General features: G+C 70.7%; 16 protein-coding genes and 1 riboswitch. Of the genes, 2 read left to right on the top strand and 14 right to left on the bottom strand.

Annotated features, from left to right (window positions below; genetic code table 11):
- Both JOD60_RS16875 and JOD60_RS16870 read right to left on the bottom strand, forming a co-directional pair.
- Window positions 1-438, bottom strand: coding sequence for a family 20 glycosylhydrolase (locus tag JOD60_RS16875; RefSeq protein WP_232321636.1), 438 nt, complete (start codon window positions 436-438; stop codon window positions 1-3).
- Entirely contained in the window at window positions 393-1,064 is a 672-nt protein-coding gene (locus tag JOD60_RS16870; protein WP_232321635.1) for a family 20 glycosylhydrolase, read from the bottom strand. The genes JOD60_RS16875 and JOD60_RS16870 overlap by 46 nt, the downstream gene beginning before the upstream one ends.
- Before the next feature lie 57 nt (window positions 1,065-1,121).
- Window positions 1,122-1,204, top strand: a riboswitch (ZMP/ZTP riboswitch).
- Window positions 1,205-1,260: 56 nt separating this feature from the next.
- Here JOD60_RS16870 and glyA point away from each other — a divergent pair.
- Both glyA and JOD60_RS15515 read left to right on the top strand, forming a co-directional pair.
- Window positions 1,261-2,535, top strand: coding sequence for a serine hydroxymethyltransferase (gene glyA, locus JOD60_RS15520; protein ID WP_076691508.1), 1,275 nt, complete (start codon window positions 1,261-1,263; stop codon window positions 2,533-2,535).
- Between the two features lie 151 nt (window positions 2,536-2,686).
- Window positions 2,687-3,568, top strand: a complete 882-nt coding sequence (locus JOD60_RS15515) for a bifunctional methylenetetrahydrofolate dehydrogenase/methenyltetrahydrofolate cyclohydrolase (RefSeq protein WP_076691507.1) — start codon at window positions 2,687-2,689, stop codon at window positions 3,566-3,568.
- Window positions 3,569-3,677: 109 nt separating this feature from the next.
- Here the strand turns inward: JOD60_RS15515 and JOD60_RS15510 are convergent, their stop codons facing one another.
- The 12 genes from JOD60_RS15510 to JOD60_RS15455 form a co-directional block, all read right to left on the bottom strand.
- A complete protein-coding gene (locus JOD60_RS15510; RefSeq protein ID WP_076691506.1) occupies window positions 3,678-4,445 on the bottom strand; it encodes an amino acid ABC transporter ATP-binding protein in 768 nt (255 codons plus the stop codon).
- Window positions 4,442-5,287 (bottom strand): amino acid ABC transporter permease, encoded by an 846-nt coding sequence (locus JOD60_RS15505; protein ID WP_076692250.1) that lies wholly within the window; start codon window positions 5,285-5,287, stop codon window positions 4,442-4,444. The genes JOD60_RS15510 and JOD60_RS15505 overlap by 4 nt, the downstream gene beginning before the upstream one ends.
- 23 nt (window positions 5,288-5,310) lie before the next feature.
- Window positions 5,311-6,174: an ABC transporter substrate-binding protein gene (locus tag JOD60_RS15500; RefSeq protein ID WP_076691505.1), complete on the bottom strand. Its 864-nt coding sequence runs from the start codon at window positions 6,172-6,174 to the stop codon at window positions 5,311-5,313.
- A gap of 198 nt (window positions 6,175-6,372) precedes the next feature.
- On the bottom strand, window positions 6,373-6,924 hold the full coding sequence (locus tag JOD60_RS15495; RefSeq protein WP_076691504.1) for a hypothetical protein: 552 nt from the start codon (window positions 6,922-6,924) through the stop codon (window positions 6,373-6,375).
- Window positions 6,925-6,955: 31 nt separating this feature from the next.
- Window positions 6,956-7,753, bottom strand: coding sequence for a transglutaminase-like domain-containing protein (locus tag JOD60_RS15490; RefSeq protein WP_076691503.1), 798 nt, complete (start codon window positions 7,751-7,753; stop codon window positions 6,956-6,958).
- A 92-nt stretch (window positions 7,754-7,845) separates the two neighbouring features.
- Entirely contained in the window at window positions 7,846-8,826 is a 981-nt protein-coding gene (locus JOD60_RS15485) for a DUF559 domain-containing protein (RefSeq protein WP_076691502.1), read from the bottom strand.
- Between the two features lie 117 nt (window positions 8,827-8,943).
- Window positions 8,944-9,747, bottom strand: coding sequence for an aldolase/citrate lyase family protein (locus JOD60_RS15480; RefSeq protein ID WP_076691501.1), 804 nt, complete (start codon window positions 9,745-9,747; stop codon window positions 8,944-8,946).
- Entirely contained in the window at window positions 9,732-10,517 is a 786-nt protein-coding gene (locus tag JOD60_RS15475; RefSeq protein WP_076691500.1) for a 2-keto-4-pentenoate hydratase, read from the bottom strand. The genes JOD60_RS15480 and JOD60_RS15475 overlap by 16 nt, the downstream gene beginning before the upstream one ends.
- Window positions 10,517-11,677, bottom strand: a complete 1,161-nt coding sequence (gene hpaD / locus JOD60_RS15470; RefSeq protein ID WP_076691499.1) for a 3,4-dihydroxyphenylacetate 2,3-dioxygenase — start codon at window positions 11,675-11,677, stop codon at window positions 10,517-10,519. The genes JOD60_RS15475 and hpaD overlap by 1 nt, the downstream gene beginning before the upstream one ends.
- A 70-nt stretch (window positions 11,678-11,747) precedes the next feature.
- Window positions 11,748-13,262, bottom strand: coding sequence for a 5-carboxymethyl-2-hydroxymuconate semialdehyde dehydrogenase (gene hpaE / locus JOD60_RS15465; protein WP_076691498.1), 1,515 nt, complete (start codon window positions 13,260-13,262; stop codon window positions 11,748-11,750).
- A gap of 19 nt (window positions 13,263-13,281) precedes the next feature.
- A complete protein-coding gene (locus JOD60_RS15460; RefSeq protein WP_076691497.1) occupies window positions 13,282-13,941 on the bottom strand; it encodes a GntR family transcriptional regulator in 660 nt (219 codons plus the stop codon).
- Complete coding sequence (locus JOD60_RS15455) at window positions 13,938-15,482, bottom strand: fumarylacetoacetate hydrolase family protein (RefSeq protein WP_076691496.1); 1,545 nt, start codon at window positions 15,480-15,482, stop codon at window positions 13,938-13,940. The genes JOD60_RS15460 and JOD60_RS15455 overlap by 4 nt, the downstream gene beginning before the upstream one ends.
- Between the last annotated feature and the right edge of the window lie 83 nt (window positions 15,483-15,565).

Below are 15,565 nucleotides of genomic sequence, written 5' to 3'. Positions count from 1 at the left end.
TCAGTCTTCGCGGGCCCAGTCGATCCCCGGCAGGGCGGTGAATCGGATGCCGGAACGCGCCCAGAGCGGAGCGAGGGCGCCCACGCGGGTGCGGAACGATTCCCACGTGCGCTCGCCGTCGGGGCCGGCGGCCGGCGACCAGGCGGCCTCCGCCGCAGCACCGATCCGCGGGAAGGCGAGCGCGTCGATGTCGTCCAGGGTGCGCACCGTCTCGGTCCACATCGGCGCCTCGACGCCGAGGATGTCGGCATCCGTCACGCCCTCGATCACCGCCGCAGGGTCCCACGCGTACGCGCGCTCGGCGCTCGTGACGCCGCGCGCCCACGTGAGCCCCAGCGGGGAGCTGGCGTCGAACTTCATGTCGAGGTAGATCGCGTCGGCGGGCGACATGATCAGCCGGCCGCCGCCGCGGACGAAGCCGCGTGCCTTCTCGTCCATGCCGTCGGTGGGGGCGACGTAGCCCCAGTACTGGCCGATCGTGCCGGGCGCGACCGCAGCTGCAGCCGCCACCCCTGGTCGTCGGTGAGATGCAGGTGCAGATGGTTGAACTTCAGGCTCGACGCACGGTCGATGTAGGCGGTGACGGTGGCGACCGGGTGGAAGTGGCGGGCGACGTCCAGCATCACGCCGCGGTAGGCGAAGCGAGGGACGTCGTCGATGACGACGGCGGGGATCTCCCAGCCGTCGCCGGCTGGCCGGATCAGCTGCACGAGGGTGTGGATGCCGTAGAACAGCCCCGCGGGGTCGGCACCGGTGACGGCGGCCGATGTGCCGTCGACCGCGATGCGGTACGACTCCGGCGCGCCACCGGGGGCGACAGTAAGGGTGATGGCGGGGGTGCTGTGGCTAACTCCTTCGATCCGAGCACGGGAAGTGATTTCTGAGCCGTTTTCGCCAGCTTTCGCGTCAGATCCGTGGAGTTCGATACCGGTCCGCGTGGCGACCAGGGCTCGAAGCAGGTCGGCGTCGGGGCCGGAGACCGTGGTGGCGGGCGTCAGGGGGAGTCCGGGAGCATCGGCGACCACGACAGAAGCGGGCAGCGGGACGAGGGCGGGGACGCTCAAGTTAGGACTCCTAACAAACCGGGTGCGGCCAGCCTATCAGCGCCCGATCCGCTATGCTCGCAGGGTCGCGACTGGCGTTGAGGTGGGTCACCACCGGGGAGCGACCACATGGCAATCGACCGTTCGCCTGGGTCGGCCGTGGTTTCACCGCCGCGCGCGGGAACCCGTAACCACTGCACCAGCCGGAGGAGCCGCCATGACCGACCCGTACTTCAACGCCCCGCTCGGCGAGGTCGACCCCGAGATCGCCCAGGTGCTCGAGCGTGAGCTCGAGCGGCAGCGCGGCTACCTCGAGATGATCGCCTCGGAGAACTTCGTGCCTGTCTCGGTGCTGCAGTCGCAGGGCTCGGTGCTGACGAACAAGTACGCCGAGGGCTACCCGGGTCGCCGCTACTACGGCGGCTGCGAAGAGGTCGACGTCGCCGAGGAGCTGGCGATCGAGCGGGCGAAGGCGCTGTTCGGGGCGGAGTTCGCGAACGTGCAGCCGCACTCCGGGGCATCCGCCAACGCCGCCGTCCTGCACGCGATCGCGCGCCCCGGCGATACGCTCCTCGGCCTGTCGCTCGACCACGGCGGGCACCTCACGCACGGCATGAAGATCAACTTCTCCGGCCGGCTGTACAACATCGTCGCGTACGGCGTCGACCCCGAGACGAGCGTCATCGACATGGACGAGGTCGAGCGCCTCGCCGTCGAGCACAGCCCCAAGGTCATCATCGCGGGCTGGTCGGCGTACCCGCGTCAGCTCGACTTCGCGCGCTTCCGTGAGATCGCCGACAAGGTCGGCGCGCTCCTGTGGGTCGACATGGCGCACTTCGCGGGTCTCGTCGCGGCGGGCCTGCACCCGAGCCCCGTGCCGCACGCGCACGTCGTGTCGTCGACCGTGCACAAGACGATCGGCGGTCCGCGTTCGGGCTTCATCCTCACGAACGACGCCGACATCGCGAAGAAGATCAACTCCGCCGTCTTCCCCGGTCAGCAGGGCGGCCCGCTCATGCATGTCATCGCCGCGAAGGCGACGGCGTTCAAGCTCGCCGCGACGCCGGAGTTCCGCGAGCGCCAGGAGCGCGTCGTGCGCGGCGCCGCGATCCTCGCGGAGCGCCTCTCGCAGCAGGACGTGAAGGATGCCGGGATCTCCGTGCGCTCCGGCGGCACCGACGTGCACCTCGTGCTCGTCGACCTGCGCGACGCCGAGATCGACGGCAAGCAGGCCGAAGACCTGCTGCACGAGATCCACATCACGGTGAACCGCAACGCCGTCCCGAATGACCCGCGCCCGCCGATGGTGACGTCGGGCCTGCGCATCGGCACGCCGGCGCTCGCGACCCGCGGGTTCGGCGACGCCGAATTCACCGAGGTCGCCGACGTCATCGCACTCGCGCTGCAGCCCGGCGCGGACCTCGAGGCGCTGCGCGCCCGCGTCGCCGCGCTGACCGCCGCTTTCCCGCTGTACCCCGGCCTGCAGCAGTAGCGCCCGCCCGGCAGCATCCGCTGCCCTCTCCTCGACCGCGAGAGAACAACGGCGCGCCGAGAGTACGGGTAACACCCGTCCTCTGGGCGCCGAGTTGTTCTCTCGCGGATCCGGCGGGGCGATCCGACGACAATCCATTCCGGGAGGAACCATGACGGCACAGAGGCTCGACGGCAGGGCCGCCGCGGCGGAGATCAAGAACGAGCTGCGCGAGCGCGTCGCGGCGCTGCGAGCGCGGGGCATCACCCCCGGGATCGCAACCGTGCTGGTGGGCGCCGACCCGGCATCCCAGTTGTACGTCGGCATGAAGCACCGCGAGTCCGAGGCCATCGGGATGAACTCGATCCAGCGGGAGCTGCCGGCCGATGCCACGCAGGCGCAGGTCGAGGCGCTGATCGACGAGCTCAACGCCGACCCGGCCTGCCACGGCTACATCGTGCAGCTGCCGCTGCCGCGCCACCTGGACACCGATGCGATCCTCGAGCGGATCGACCCGGCGAAGGATGCCGACGGCCTGCACCCGACGAACCTCGGGCGCCTCGTGCTGAACGTGAACGGTCCGATCACGACGCCGCTGCCGTGCACGCCGCGGGGTGTCATCGAGCTGCTGCTCCGCAACGACTACGACCTGAAGGGCAAGGATGTCGTCGTCGTCGGCCGCGGCGTCACGATCGGCCGTTCGATCGGGCTACTGCTCACGCGCCGGGAGATCAACGCGACCGTGACCCTCACCCACACCGGGACGACCGACCTGGCGCACCACCTGCGGCAGGCCGACGTGATCGTCGCCGCGGCGGGCGTCAAGCACATCGTGCAGGCGGCGGACGTGAAGCCCGGCGCTGCCGTGCTCGACGTCGGCGTGACTCGCGAGACCGACCCCGAGACCGGCAAGAGCAAGGTCTACGGCGACGTCGCGCCGGATGTCGCGGAGGTCGCCGGCTTCGTGTCCCCGAACCCCGGCGGTGTCGGCCCGATGACGGTCGCCCTGCTGATGACCAACGTCGTCGAGGCCGCCGAGCGCTCCCTGTCCTGACGGCGTCGTTTCGTCTCGCTTCGCTCGCTCAACGACCGGTCGGCGGGCGCGCCGCCGGTCGTTGAGCGAGGAGCGCAGCGACGAGACGAAACGTCGCAACCGACCGCGCTCAGGCGGTGACGCGGGCGAGGAACTCGCGCGTGCGGGGATGCTGCGGGGCGCCGAAGACGGATGCCGGGGCGCCCTCCTCCACGATCGTCCCGGCATCGAGGAACACGACACGGTCGGCGACGTCGCGGGCGAACGCCATCTCGTGCGTGGCCATGAGGATCGTCGCGCCGTCGGCGGCGAGCTGTCGCACGAGCTCCAGCACCTCGCCGACGAGCTCCGGGTCGAGCGCCGAGGTGATCTCGTCGAGCAGCAGCACCTCCGGGTCGGTCGCGATCGCGCGGACGATCGCCGCGCGCTGCTGCTGGCCGCCGGACAGCCGATCGGGATGCGCGCGCGCGTAGTCGCCGAGCCCGATGCGCGCGAGCAGGTCTAGCGCGCGGGCCTCGGCATCCTTCCGCGGCATGCGGTGCACGACGCGCGACGCGAGCGTCACGTTGTCGAGGACCGACAGATGCGGGAAGAGGTTGTAGCTCTGGAACACCGCACCCAGCCGGGCGCGCACACGGTTGCCGTCCACACGCGGGTCGGAGATGTCCTCGTCGCCGAGGAAGATCTGCCCGTCGTCGATCGGCTCGAGCAGGCCGAGGCAGCGCAGCAGAGTCGACTTTCCCGAGCCGGATGCTCCGATCAGCGCCACGACTTGATGCCGCTCGAGCGACACCGACACGCCGCGCAGCACCTCGCGGTCACCGAAGGCCTTCCAGACGCCGTCGGCCCGGAGCACCGGCGCGGGCAGCACCGCCGCCTCCGGGTCGACGGCGCTCACAGGATCGCCCCCGACTGTTCGCGCTCGCGCAGCCCGGCGGTGTACCAGTCGGCCAGCCGGATCGTCGGGATCGCGAGGAGGACGAACAGGATGCCGGCGACGACATACGGCGTGAAGTTGTAGCTCAGGGCGGTCGCCGAGCGGGCGGCCGCGAGCGCGTCGAACACTCCGAGGATCGAGATGAGCCCCACATCCTTCTGCATCGAGATGAAGTCGTTCATGAGCGGCGGCGTCATCTTGCGGAGGGCCTGCGGCAGCACGACGCGCCGGAGCGTCTGCGCGTAGCCGAGTCCCAGCGCGCGGGCGGCAAGGCGTTGGGAGGGGTGCACGGCCTCGATCCCGGCGCGGATGACCTCCGCGACATACGACGAGTAGGTGAGCGTCACCGCGATGACCCCGAGCAGCACGACATCGACGCGCTGGTTCAGGATGGTGGGCACGCCGTAGCCGATGAGGTACAGGACGATGATGAACGGGAATCCGCGGAACAGGTCGGTGTAGGCGGCGGCGAGCACCCGCACGGGGAAGAAGACCGGGCCGCGCAGCGTCCGCAGCACCGCGACGAGCAGGGCGACGATCGCCACCGTGAACACCGAGATCCCGAGCACCGTCAGGTTGAGCAGGAACCCGTCCCACACCTTCGGCAGCGCCTCCCACGCCGTCGCCGGGTCGAAGAACGTCTCCTGCACCTTCGTCCAGCCGGGCGTGTTGATGACGGTGACCCACACGATCGCGGCGAACACGAGCGTCGAGGCGACCGCCATCAGCACCGAGCGGCGCTCTCGGCCGCGCCGGAACGCGCGGCGATCGAGCTCGAGCGCGCTGGGCGTGTGGCCGGTCACGCCGACGACGCTACCCGAGTCGGTCACTGCAGCTGCGGGATGCCGTCCGTGAAGACGCCGAGCCACTCGGACTGGAGCTTCTCGAGGGTGCCGTTCTCGCGGAGCGTGTCGACGGCGGCGGTCACCTTGGCCGTCAGCGGCGAGTCCTTCGCGAGCAGCAGGCCCCACTGGTCGGGCACGCCCGCGGCGGGGAGCTGCCCGACCACCAGCGAGTTCTCGATGTAGAAGTTCGCGGCCACGTAGGCGGTGGGCGTGTCGAGCACCATGGCGTCGATCTGGCCGGCCTCCAGCGCCGCGCGCGCGTCCTCGTTCGAGGCGTACAGCCGCGGTGCGGTCGTCGGCGCGATGGCCTTCTCGAGCGTCGTCGCGCTCGTCGACCCGGTCATGGCGCCCAGCAGCAGGGGCTTCAGGCCCGCGATGTCGGTGACGCCGTCGGCCTTGCTGCCCTTGAGGGCGACGACGGCCTGGCTCGCCTCGTAGTAGGGCGAGGAGAAGTCGACGGCCTGCTTGCGGTCGTCGGTGATCGTGTACTGCTGGATGTTGAAATCGAAGTTCTTCGGCCCCGGAGCGATCGCCGACTCGAACGAGGTGCGCACCCACACGACATCCGCCTTGTCGAAGCCGAGCTCGGCGGCCACGGCATAGGCGACGGCCGCCTCGAACCCCTTGCCGGAGGCGGGGTCGTCGTCGATGACATACGGCTCGTAGGCCGTCTCACCGGTCGCGATCGTGAGCTTGCCGGGGGTGACGTAGCCGGCGTCGGAGACCGCGGGGGCATCGCTGCCGGATGCCGCGGGTGCCGCACCGCCGGAGGCGCAGCCGGTCACGAGCAGGGCGAGGGCGGCCGCGGTGGCGGCGAGGGCGGTGCGCAGGGCAGGACGCGTCATGGAAGGACCTCCGGGTGTGGGTGCACGCGGCGCGTCGGATGCTGTGGACGAGCCGGCTTTCCCATCCTCGCGCGAACGCGTGGTGGCGAGGGCCTCGGGCGTCGCTTTGTTACGAGGTCTTCATCCCAGCGGGTATGGAACCCGGGCACCCCGCGGCGGACACCGCACGCGGGTGCACCCCGGCGCGATCGCGCCCGCTCAGCTCTTGCCGAGGTCGTCGAGCATCTTGCGCTGCTCCGGCGTCAGGCCGTCGTTCAGCTCCTGACGGCCGGCGGCGGCAGCGGGGGTCGTGGCCGCGGCATCCGCGCCGGATCTCGCGCTCAGGCTGGCGTCGGCCCGGTCGTAGAGGTCGCCCGCGGTCTTCTCCAGGCGCCCCGAGACGCGTGCGTAGACGAACCAGCCGATCGTGATGATCACGGGCGGCAGCACGAACGCCCAGAACCAGCTGCCCCCGAGGTCGACGCCCGACAGGAGCACCGTGATCAGCCAGACGATCGCCGCGACGAGGAGGACGATCACCGCCTGCACCGGCCACTCGCCGGTCTTCGTGCGCTCGCCGGCCGATCTCGCCGCTGCGGACTGGAACGCCTTCGTGACGAGCGGTCGCACCACGAGCTCCGCCAGCGCCATGACGAGCGCCGCCCAGATGACGGCCCAGCCGACGTGCGCGGGCGTGAGCAGCCCGATCACGAGCAGCACGACGACGTTGAACACGTACAGCGACGCAAAGCGCACGATCCAGCTCTTCATGAGTTCAGGATGGCACGGCCGTCCCCTGACGTCACCCGATCGAGACGAGGTTGCGGACGTCGTCGGCCGGGAGCGCGTCGACGGTCGCCGTGACGGTCAGCTCGGCGAGGTCGGCGCGGCCGCTCATGACGCTGAGGAACGCGGTGTCCGCGGCATCCCGCCCCGTCGCGATGCGGACGAGACTCTGCCTCGGCGCGAGCGTCGTGGCGTCGACGACGCGCCAGGCTCCGTCGACCCACGCCTCGGCGACCGCGTGGAAGTCCATCGGGTCAAGGCCCGGTGCATAGACGGCGACGAGGCGCGCCGGGATGCCGCGGGCGCGCAGCAGCGCGACGCACAGGTGGCTGTAGTCGCGGCAGACGCCGCGGCGGTTCAGGAGCGTCCGGGTCGCGCCGTCGGTGGGAAGGCTCGATCCGCTGACGTAGGCCAGGCGCGTGCCCACCCAGGACGAGACGGCGGCCAGCAGCGCGACGGGGTCGTCGATGCCGGCGAACTCGGCCGCGGCCGTCGGGGCGAGCGCGTCGGACTCGGCGTAGCGGCTGGGACGGCCGTAGACGAGCAATTCCGTCTCGTCGGTCTCGAGCGCTGCGGCGGGTCCGTCGAGGGTCGCGGCGTAGTCGACCGTGAGCCGGCCGGGTTGCGCGTCGAGACGGTGCAGGCGCGTGCCGTGCGCGTCGGCGAGCTCGCGGATCGGGACCGGCTCGCCGTCGAGGCGGGCGGTGAGGGTCTCGGATGCCGGGGCGTACGCCGACGAGACCGCGATGGCGAAGACGAGGTCGGCCCGCGCCGAGACGTCGAGGACGATGCGACTGCTGACGGTGCGCTGCATGGACTCAGGGTCGCACGCCGACGGCCGTTTCGGGGAGCGCAAATGGCTCCCGAACCTGCGATCTCGGAGCCATTTGCGCTCCTCGAACGAGGTCAGCGCGCGAGCGCGGCGGCGACGCGCGCGACGAGGCGGCGAGGGTCCTTCAGTAAGGGATAGGTGACCTCGATGACGACCCACCCGGCGGACCGCAGCGCGGCGGCCCGCTCGACGTCGTGGGCCCACTGAGCGCTGTGCTGCACGCCGTGATATTCCACCGCGACGCGCTGGTCGCGGTACGCGAGATCCACGCACGCGAGGAAGCGCCCGCTCTTATCGAAGACGTCGATGTTGAGCTCGGGCTCGGGAAGCCCTGCATCGATCAGCAGACAGCGCAACTCCGACTCCCGCGGCGACCAGGAGTCCTCGCGGATGAGCTCGATGGCCGTGCGCAAGCGGTGCGCGCCACGTCGGCGTCCGGTGTCCAGTGCCTCGCGCAGTTCGTCCAGCGTCGCCAGCGGCGGACGCCCGGCATGGCGCCGACCGACGCCCGCACGCCATCGACGGCAGAAGAAGTCGCCGAGCGCGACGAGCTGGTGGACCGACAGCTCCCCGAGGGATACCCAAGTGGCGGCTCCCGTGGAGACGCGCAGCCCGTCGTGGTCGCAGATCGAGGTGAAAGAGTCCCGCGTGCGATGGCGGGTGACCCCCGCTGCGCGGGGGAGCGGCGTGTCCCCGCGTGCGCATACGTGCAGCCTCAGCGCCGTACCGACGGCTGGCTCGCCGTGGTCGTCGAGCTCGAGGGGCAACGGCGCCCCCCAGATCGAAGCCGCCGTGTGATGGCTGAAGAAGTGTCCGGTGTGCAGCCGTGGGGCGTAGTCGCGCGCTCGCGCGACGCGGTCGCGGCGCTGCAGCTGAAAGGGATCGAGATCCGTACTGTCGTCCACGGGCGCATCGGCCTCCGTTCGGATGCGCACTCCGTGGAAGGGCGTCCGCAGATCGGCGCTGCGAAGGCGCCCGCGCCCGACCCCGTACATCTTCGCCGTGTGCACGGAGAAACCGTCACCCAGCTGGTCCGGGAGCTGTTCACCATCCATGAGTCGACTCTGCACCCATCGGTGAGAGCGGCGTCGAGGTTGTGCACAGGCGTTTCGAGGAGCGCAAATGGCTGCCGGGGCGGCGCGTCGAGAGCCATTTGCGCTCCTCGAACCCGGTCAGTAGCCGGCGCGGAGGGTGTCGTCGGCGGTGGGGATCCACCGGGCGGCGAGGGCCTCCGAGCCGCGGGCGAGCAGGGCCACGTCGGCGCCGACGAGGACGAACGCGGCGCCGGCATCGAGGTAGGACTGCGCGACGGCGGGGTCGAAGGCGTTCACCCCGACCGGCTTGCCCGCGGCGATGACAGCCGCGAAGGCGCGGGCCACGGCATCCGTCACCTCGGGGTGCGTCTGCTGACCGAGCAGTCCCAGGGATGCCGCGAGGTCGCTCGGTCCGACGAAGACGCCGTCGATGCCGTCGACGGCGGCGATCTCGGCGGCCGCGTCGACGGCCTCGATCGTCTCCACCTGCACGAACACCGACACGTAGGCATCCGCGTTCTGCAGGTAATCGTCGACGCGGTTCCAGCGGGCGGAGCGCGCCAGCGCCGACCCCACCCCGCGCCGCCCGCGCGGCGGGTAGCGCACCGCCTCGACGACGGCCCGCGCCTCGGCGGCGGAGCCGACCATCGGCACGAGGATGTTCTGCGCCCCGAGGTCGAGCACCTGCTTGATCGTCACGACGTCGCCGATCGGCACCCGGACGACGGGCGTCGCGGTCGTGCCGGCGACGGCCTGCAGCTGCGACACCACCGTGTCGAGCGTGTTGGGGCCGTGCTCCATGTCGATCAGCACCCAGTCGAGCCCCGACCCGGCCATGATCTCCGCGACGAGGGGCGACCCCGAGCACACCCAGCCGCCGGCGAGGGGCCGGGATGCCGCGGCCAACCGGTCGCGGAAGGTCGGGCTCAGACGAAACGGCATGTGATGACTCCCATCGGGCCGAAGTCGGCGTGCACCTCGTCGCCCGCCGAGACCCACATCGGCCGCGTGAACGACCCCGCGAGGATGATCTCGCCCGCCTCGAGTCTGGCACCGTGCTGCGCGAATTTGTTCGCGAGCCACGCGACACCGGTGGCGGGATGCCCGAGCACGCCCATGGCGACCCCGGTCTCCTCGATCTCGCCGTTGCGCCTGAGGACGCCCGGCACCCACCGCAGGTCGATCTCGTCGGGCCGGCGGTGGACGTCGCCCAGGACCATCCCGCCGTACGCGGCGTTGTCGCTGATCGTGTCGACGATCGTGCGGCCCTCCAGCTCGATGTGCGAGTTGAGGATCTCGAGCGCCGGCACGGCGTAATCGACGGCGGCGAGGGCGTCCTCGAGCGTGCAGTCCGGGCCCGCGAGCGGGGTCTTCAGGACGAAGGCGAGCTCGACCTCGATGCGCACGTTCGAGAACCGCGCCGCCTCGATCTCCGACCCCGACGGGTACACGGTGTCGTCGAACATGACCCCGTAGTCGGGCTCGGTGATGCCCGTCGCCTGCTGCATCGCCTTGGAGGTGAGCCCGATCTTGCGCCCGACGAGACGCCGGCCCGACGCGACCATGCGGTCGCGCCAGATCGCCTGGATCGCGTACGCGTCCTCCACGGTCGCCTCCGGGTAGCGGGCCGTGATCCGCGGCATCACGCCGTGCGTGCGGTCGGCTTCGGCGAGCTCGTCGGCGATCTGCGCGATCTGGTCGGGGGTCAGCATCAGAGCTGGTGCCCCAGCTTGTACTCGCCCTTCTTGTAGTCGGGCATCGAGTCCTCACCGGGGCGGGTGTAGCTGAAGCCGTCCGCGCCGATCGTGACCGCCATCTCGGAGTCGTCGGTGCGGGCGACGACCGGCTGGGGGTTGCCGTCGAGGTCGAGCACGAGGGAGGCCTCGGTGTACCACGACGGGACCACGGGGTTTCCCCACCAGTCGCGGCGCTGGTTGTCGTGCACGTCCCACGTGACGACCGGGTTGTCGGGGTCGCCGGTGTAGTAGTCCTGCGTGTAGATCTCGACGCGGTGCCCGTCGGGGTCGCGCAGGTACAGGTAGAACGCGTTGCTGACACCGTGGCGGCCGGGGCCGCGCTCGATCGCGTCCGAGCGGCGGAGAGCCCCGAGCTTGTCGCAGATCGCGAGGATGTTGTGCTTCTCGTGCGTCGCGAAGGCGACGTGGTGCATGCGCGGGCCGTCGCCGCCGGTCGCGGCGGTGTCGTGCACGGTGGGCTTGCGGCGCATCCACGCGGCGTAGACGGTGCCGGCCTCGTCCTGGATGTCCTCCGTCACGCGGAAGCCGAGGTCCTGGTAGTGGCGCACGGCGCGCGGCACGTCGGGGGTGACCTGGTTGAAGTGGTCGAGGCGCACGAGCTCGCCGGGCGTGTGCAGGTCGTAGCGCCAGCTCAGCCGCTCGACGTGCGTCGTCTCGTAGAAGAACTCGTACGGGAAGCCGAGCGGGTCCTCGACGCGGACCGAGTCGCCGATGCCCTTCACGAATCCCTCCGGGCGGCGCTCGACGCGGCATCCGAGTTCGGTGTAGAACGCGACCGCGCGGTCGAGGTCCTCCGCCGACCGCACGCGGTAGCTGAACGCCGCGACGGCCGCGATCGGTCCCTTGCGCAGCACGAGGTTGTGGTGGATGAACTCCTCCGTCGAGCGCAGGTAGATCGCCTCGTCGTCCTCTTCGGTGACGTACAGGCCGAGCACGTCGACGTAGAACCAGCGGGATGCCGTGAGGTCGGTCACCACGAGCTCCATGTACGCGCAGCGCAGGATGTCGGGCGGGGATGCCGCGGGTGTCGCGACCGGGTTGTCGGAGTGGATCGGCGCCTCGGCGCTCACGTAGTAGCCCGACGAGGTCAGGGTCATGTCATGGCGGTTGGTCATGTCAGCGTCCTTGCTTTCGTGTACCACCGGTCGCTGGGGCGAGGAGCGCTGCGACCGTCATGGGGTGGGGTCAGTTCTTGCCGAAGGTGGGGTTGTGGACCTTGCCGAGCGTGATGTGCACGGCCTGCTGGTCGGTGTAGAAGTCGATCGAGCGGTAGCCGCCCTCGTGTCCGAGTCCGGAGGCCTTGACGCCGCCGAACGGGGTGCGGAGGTCGCGCACGTTGTTGGAGTTCAGCCACACCATGCCGGCCTCGACGGCCTGCGCGAAGTTGTGCGCGCGCTTGAGGTCGTTGGTCCAGACGTACGCGGCGAGGCCGTACTTCGTGTTGTTCGCCAGCGCGAGGGCCTCCTCGTCCGTGTCGAATGGCGTGATCGCCACGACCGGCCCGAAGATCTCCTCCTGGAAGATGCGGGCGTCGGGGGAGACGTCGGCGAAGACCGTCGGGGCGACGAAGTTGCCGAACGCGAAGCCCTCCGGCTGGCCGCCACCGGCGACGAGCCGGCCCTCGCCCTTGCCGATCTCGACGTAGCTCATGACCTTCTCGAAGTGCTCGGGGTGCACCAGCGCGCCGACCTCGGTCGCGGGGTCGTGCGGGTAGCCGACCTTCACACGCTGCGCCTGTGCGGCGTAGCGCTCGACGAACTCGTCGTAGACCTCGCGCTGCACGAGGATGCGGCTGCCCGCCGTGCAGCGCTCGCCGTTGAGGGAGAACACCCCGAAGATCGTCGCGTCGATCGCCTCGCCGAGGTCGGCATCGGCGAAGACGACGGCGGGGCTCTTGCCGCCGAGCTCCATCGACAGGCCCTTGAGGTAGGGGGCTGCGTTGCCGAAGATCAACTGGCCCGTGCTCGACTCGCCCGTGAACGAGATGAGCGGGACGTCCGGATGCTTGACGAGTGCGTCACCGGCATCCTCACCCAGTCCGTTGACGAGGTTGAAGACGCCGGCAGGAAGACCTGCCTCCTCGAAGATCCCGGCCCACAGTGACGCCGACAGGGGCGTGAACTCGGCGGGCTTGAGGACGACGGTGTTGCCGGTGGCGAGGGCCGGGCCGAGCTTCCACGACTCGAGCATGAACGGCGTGTTCCAGGGCGTGATGAGGCCCGCGACACCGATCGGCTTGCGGTTGACGTAGTTGATCTGCCGGCCCGGCACCTTGAAGGCGTCGTCGGCCTGAGCGACGATCAGGTCGGCGAAGAAGCGGAAGTTCTCGGCGGCGCGGCGGGCCTGCCCGAGCGCCTGCGTGATCGGCAGCCCCGAGTCGAACGACTCGAGCTCTGCCAGGCGCGCGTCGCGCGACTCGACAATGTCGGCGATGCGGTGCAGCACCCGCGAGCGCTCGCGGGGCAGCATCCGCGGCCACGGGCCCTCGTCGAACGCGCGCTTCGCGGCGGCGACGGCGAGGTCGATGTCGGCCTTCTTGCCGGCGGATGCCTGGACGTACACCTCGTTCGACACCGGCTCGAGCACGTCGAACGTGTCGCCGTCCTGCGAATCGACGAACTGCCCGTCGATGTAGTGGCGGATGCGATCGGGCAGGTCCGCGGGGACGTGGCGCCGGTCGAGGGCGGGGGCGTCGGTCATGGTGTCTCCTTCGACAGGGTCAGTGCGTGTGGCGCGCCTGCAGGAACGCGTCGAGCGTGCGCAGGCGGTGGTTGCGGGTGAACAGCTCGAGCTCGTCGGGGTCGGCGCCGGTGCGGATGAGCTCGACGATGCGGTCGTGCTCCTCGACGGAGTGCCGGGGCCGCGACGGGATCAGCGCGAACGACGTGTCGCGCAGCCCCGCCAGTCGTGACCAGCCGCGGTCGACGAGATCGAGGACGTGCGGGTTCGGGCAGGCGGCGAACAGCACGGCGTGGAACTGCTGGTTCAGCTGCGTGTAGACGTGCGCGTCGAAGTGATCGAGCAGGCGGTGCATGCGCTCGTTGATCTCGGATGCCGCGGCCAGGTCCTCGTCGGTGAGATGCGGCGCGGCCAGGCGCGTCGCGTAGCCCTCGACGAGGCTGAGGGTCTGCATCGTGTAGACGTACTGGTCTTCGTCGACGACCGAGACGCGCGCGCCGACGTTCTTCTCGAAGGTGACCAGGTGCTCGGCCTCGAGCCGGCGGATGGCCTCGCGCACCGGCACGACGCTCATGTCGAGCTCGGCGGCGATGCTCGCCAGCACGAGGCGGTAGCCGGGCCCGTACTCGTGGCGGGTGATCCGCTCGCGGATCCAGTCGTAGGCGTCTTGCGACTTGCTGCCGGTCTCGACGGTGCTCATGATGTCGGTCCCTGTGGTTCGACAGGCTCACCAACCGGGGTGTGGTCGGCCTCATAGCGCGCACGCCAGGCGGCGTTCATCGGGAAGAGGCCGTCGACGGGGTGACCCTCGGCGACACGGGCGGCGATCCAGGCATCCTCGTCCTCCTGCGCGAGCGCCGCGTCGGCGACCTCTCCGGCGAGGGCCGGCGGGATGACGATGACCCCGTCGGCGTCGCCGACGATGACGTCCCCCGGCTGCACCGTGGTGCCGCCGCAGGCGATCGTGATGTCGTGATCCCACGGGACGTGCTTGCGGCCGAGCACCGCGGGGTGCGCGCCGACGGTGTACACCGGGATGCCGACGGCGCTGACCGCGTCGAGATCGCGGACCCCGCCGTCGGTGACGACGCCCGCGGCGCCCCGCGCGTGCGCGCGGATCGCGAGGATGTCGCCGAGCGTGCCGGAGCCGGCTTCGCCGCGGGCCTCGATGACGATGACCTCGCCGTCGCCGACGGCGTCGAACGCGCGCTTCTGCGCGTTGTAGCCGCCGCCGTGGCTGGCGAACAGGTCTTCGCGGCCCGGCACGAAGCGCAGGGTCTTCGCGGTGCCGACGAGCTTCTGCTCCGGGTGCAGCGGGCGCACGCCGTCGATCGTGACGTTGTTGAGGCCGCGCTTGCGCAGCTGCTGCGACAGCCCCGCGACGGGGACGCGCGTGAGCTTCTCGCGGAGTTCGGGAGAGAGGCTCGGCGCTTCGACAGGCTCAGCGACCATGGCCGGCAGTCCCGCCGCATCGCGGGAGCCCCAGGCCTCTTCGCGCTGCGTGTCGTCGACGGCGGGGAGCGAGCCGACCGTGGCGTCGTACGCGACGTCCGGGCCGTCGACGACGGTCGTGACGAGTCGGCCCGAGGTGGCCCCCGTCGCCGGGGCGTCGACCTCGACCTCGACGACATCGCCGGGGACGATCACCGACGAGCCGGCCGGGGTGCCGGTGAGGATCACGTCACCGGTTTCGAGAGTGAGGTGCTGCGACAGGTCGGCGATGAACTGGGCGAGGGGGAAGATGAGGCCGGCCGTGGTGTCGTCCTGGCGCAGGTCGCCGTTCACCCACGTGCGCACGCGCAGGCCGGCCGGGTCGACAGCCCGCGCGTCGATGAGCTGCGGCCCGATGGGCGTGAAGCCGTCCCCGCTCTTGGAGCGGACGTTCGAGCCCTTGTCGTTGGCCCGCAGGTCGTAGAGCCCCAGGTCGTTGGCGGCGGTGACCCACGCGACGTGGTCCCACGCGGTCTCGAGCGGCACGCGGCGGGCCGGGGCGCCGATGATGAGCGCGATCTCGCCCTCGAAGGCCAGCAGCTCGGTGCCGGCGGGGCGCTCCACCGTGCCACCGGAGGCGGCGACCGAGCTCGATGCCTTAAGGAAGTACGAGGGGGATGCCGGGCGGCGCCCGCGCTGTGCGGCGCGCGCGTCGTAGCTCAGGTGCACGGCGACGATCTTGCCGGGGCGGGCGGGCAGACCCGCGAAGCGGGCATCCGTCTCGGTCGGCTGGGTGCTGTCGGTGGTCATGAGCTCCCTCGCTCTTGCGTCGTATCTGAAATCGTATATGATCATCGGGAGGCGGGCAAGTGATCCTTCGATCCCGGTCCAGC

Source organism: Microbacterium aurum, from assembly GCF_016907815.1.
Taxonomy (GTDB): domain Bacteria; phylum Actinomycetota; class Actinomycetes; order Actinomycetales; family Microbacteriaceae; genus Microbacterium; species Microbacterium aurum.
The sequence above is the reverse complement of the archived record's forward strand: the minus strand, read 5'-3'. Positions and strand labels throughout refer to the sequence as shown.

Bases quoted from the DNA above. Each gene is read 5' to 3' on its own strand.
- JOD60_RS15490 (WP_076691503.1), bottom strand. From the start codon at position 7,753: ATGCAGCGCACCGTCAGCAGTCGCATCGTCCTCGACGTCTCGGCGCGG.
- JOD60_RS15500 (WP_076691505.1), bottom strand. From the start codon at position 6,174: ATGACGCGTCCTGCCCTGCGCACCGCCCTCGCCGCCACCGCGGCCGCC.
- hpaD (WP_076691499.1), bottom strand. From the start codon at position 11,677: ATGACCAACCGCCATGACATGACCCTGACCTCGTCGGGCTACTACGTG.
- JOD60_RS15515 (WP_076691507.1), top strand. From the start codon at position 2,687: ATGACGGCACAGAGGCTCGACGGCAGGGCCGCCGCGGCGGAGATCAAG.
- JOD60_RS15480 (WP_076691501.1), bottom strand. From the start codon at position 9,747: ATGCCGTTTCGTCTGAGCCCGACCTTCCGCGACCGGTTGGCCGCGGCA.
- JOD60_RS15475 (WP_076691500.1), bottom strand. From the start codon at position 10,517: ATGCTGACCCCCGACCAGATCGCGCAGATCGCCGACGAGCTCGCCGAA.
- JOD60_RS15485 (WP_076691502.1), bottom strand. From the start codon at position 8,826: ATGGATGGTGAACAGCTCCCGGACCAGCTGGGTGACGGTTTCTCCGTG.
- hpaE (WP_076691498.1), bottom strand. From the start codon at position 13,262: ATGACCGACGCCCCCGCCCTCGACCGGCGCCACGTCCCCGCGGACCTG.
- glyA (WP_076691508.1), top strand. From the start codon at position 1,261: ATGACCGACCCGTACTTCAACGCCCCGCTCGGCGAGGTCGACCCCGAG.
- JOD60_RS15495 (WP_076691504.1), bottom strand. From the start codon at position 6,924: ATGAAGAGCTGGATCGTGCGCTTTGCGTCGCTGTACGTGTTCAACGTC.
- JOD60_RS15460 (WP_076691497.1), bottom strand. From the start codon at position 13,941: ATGAGCACCGTCGAGACCGGCAGCAAGTCGCAAGACGCCTACGACTGG.
- JOD60_RS15455 (WP_076691496.1), bottom strand. From the start codon at position 15,482: ATGACCACCGACAGCACCCAGCCGACCGAGACGGATGCCCGCTTCGCG.
- JOD60_RS16875 (WP_232321636.1), bottom strand. From the start codon at position 438: ATGGACGAGAAGGCACGCGGCTTCGTCCGCGGCGGCGGCCGGCTGATC.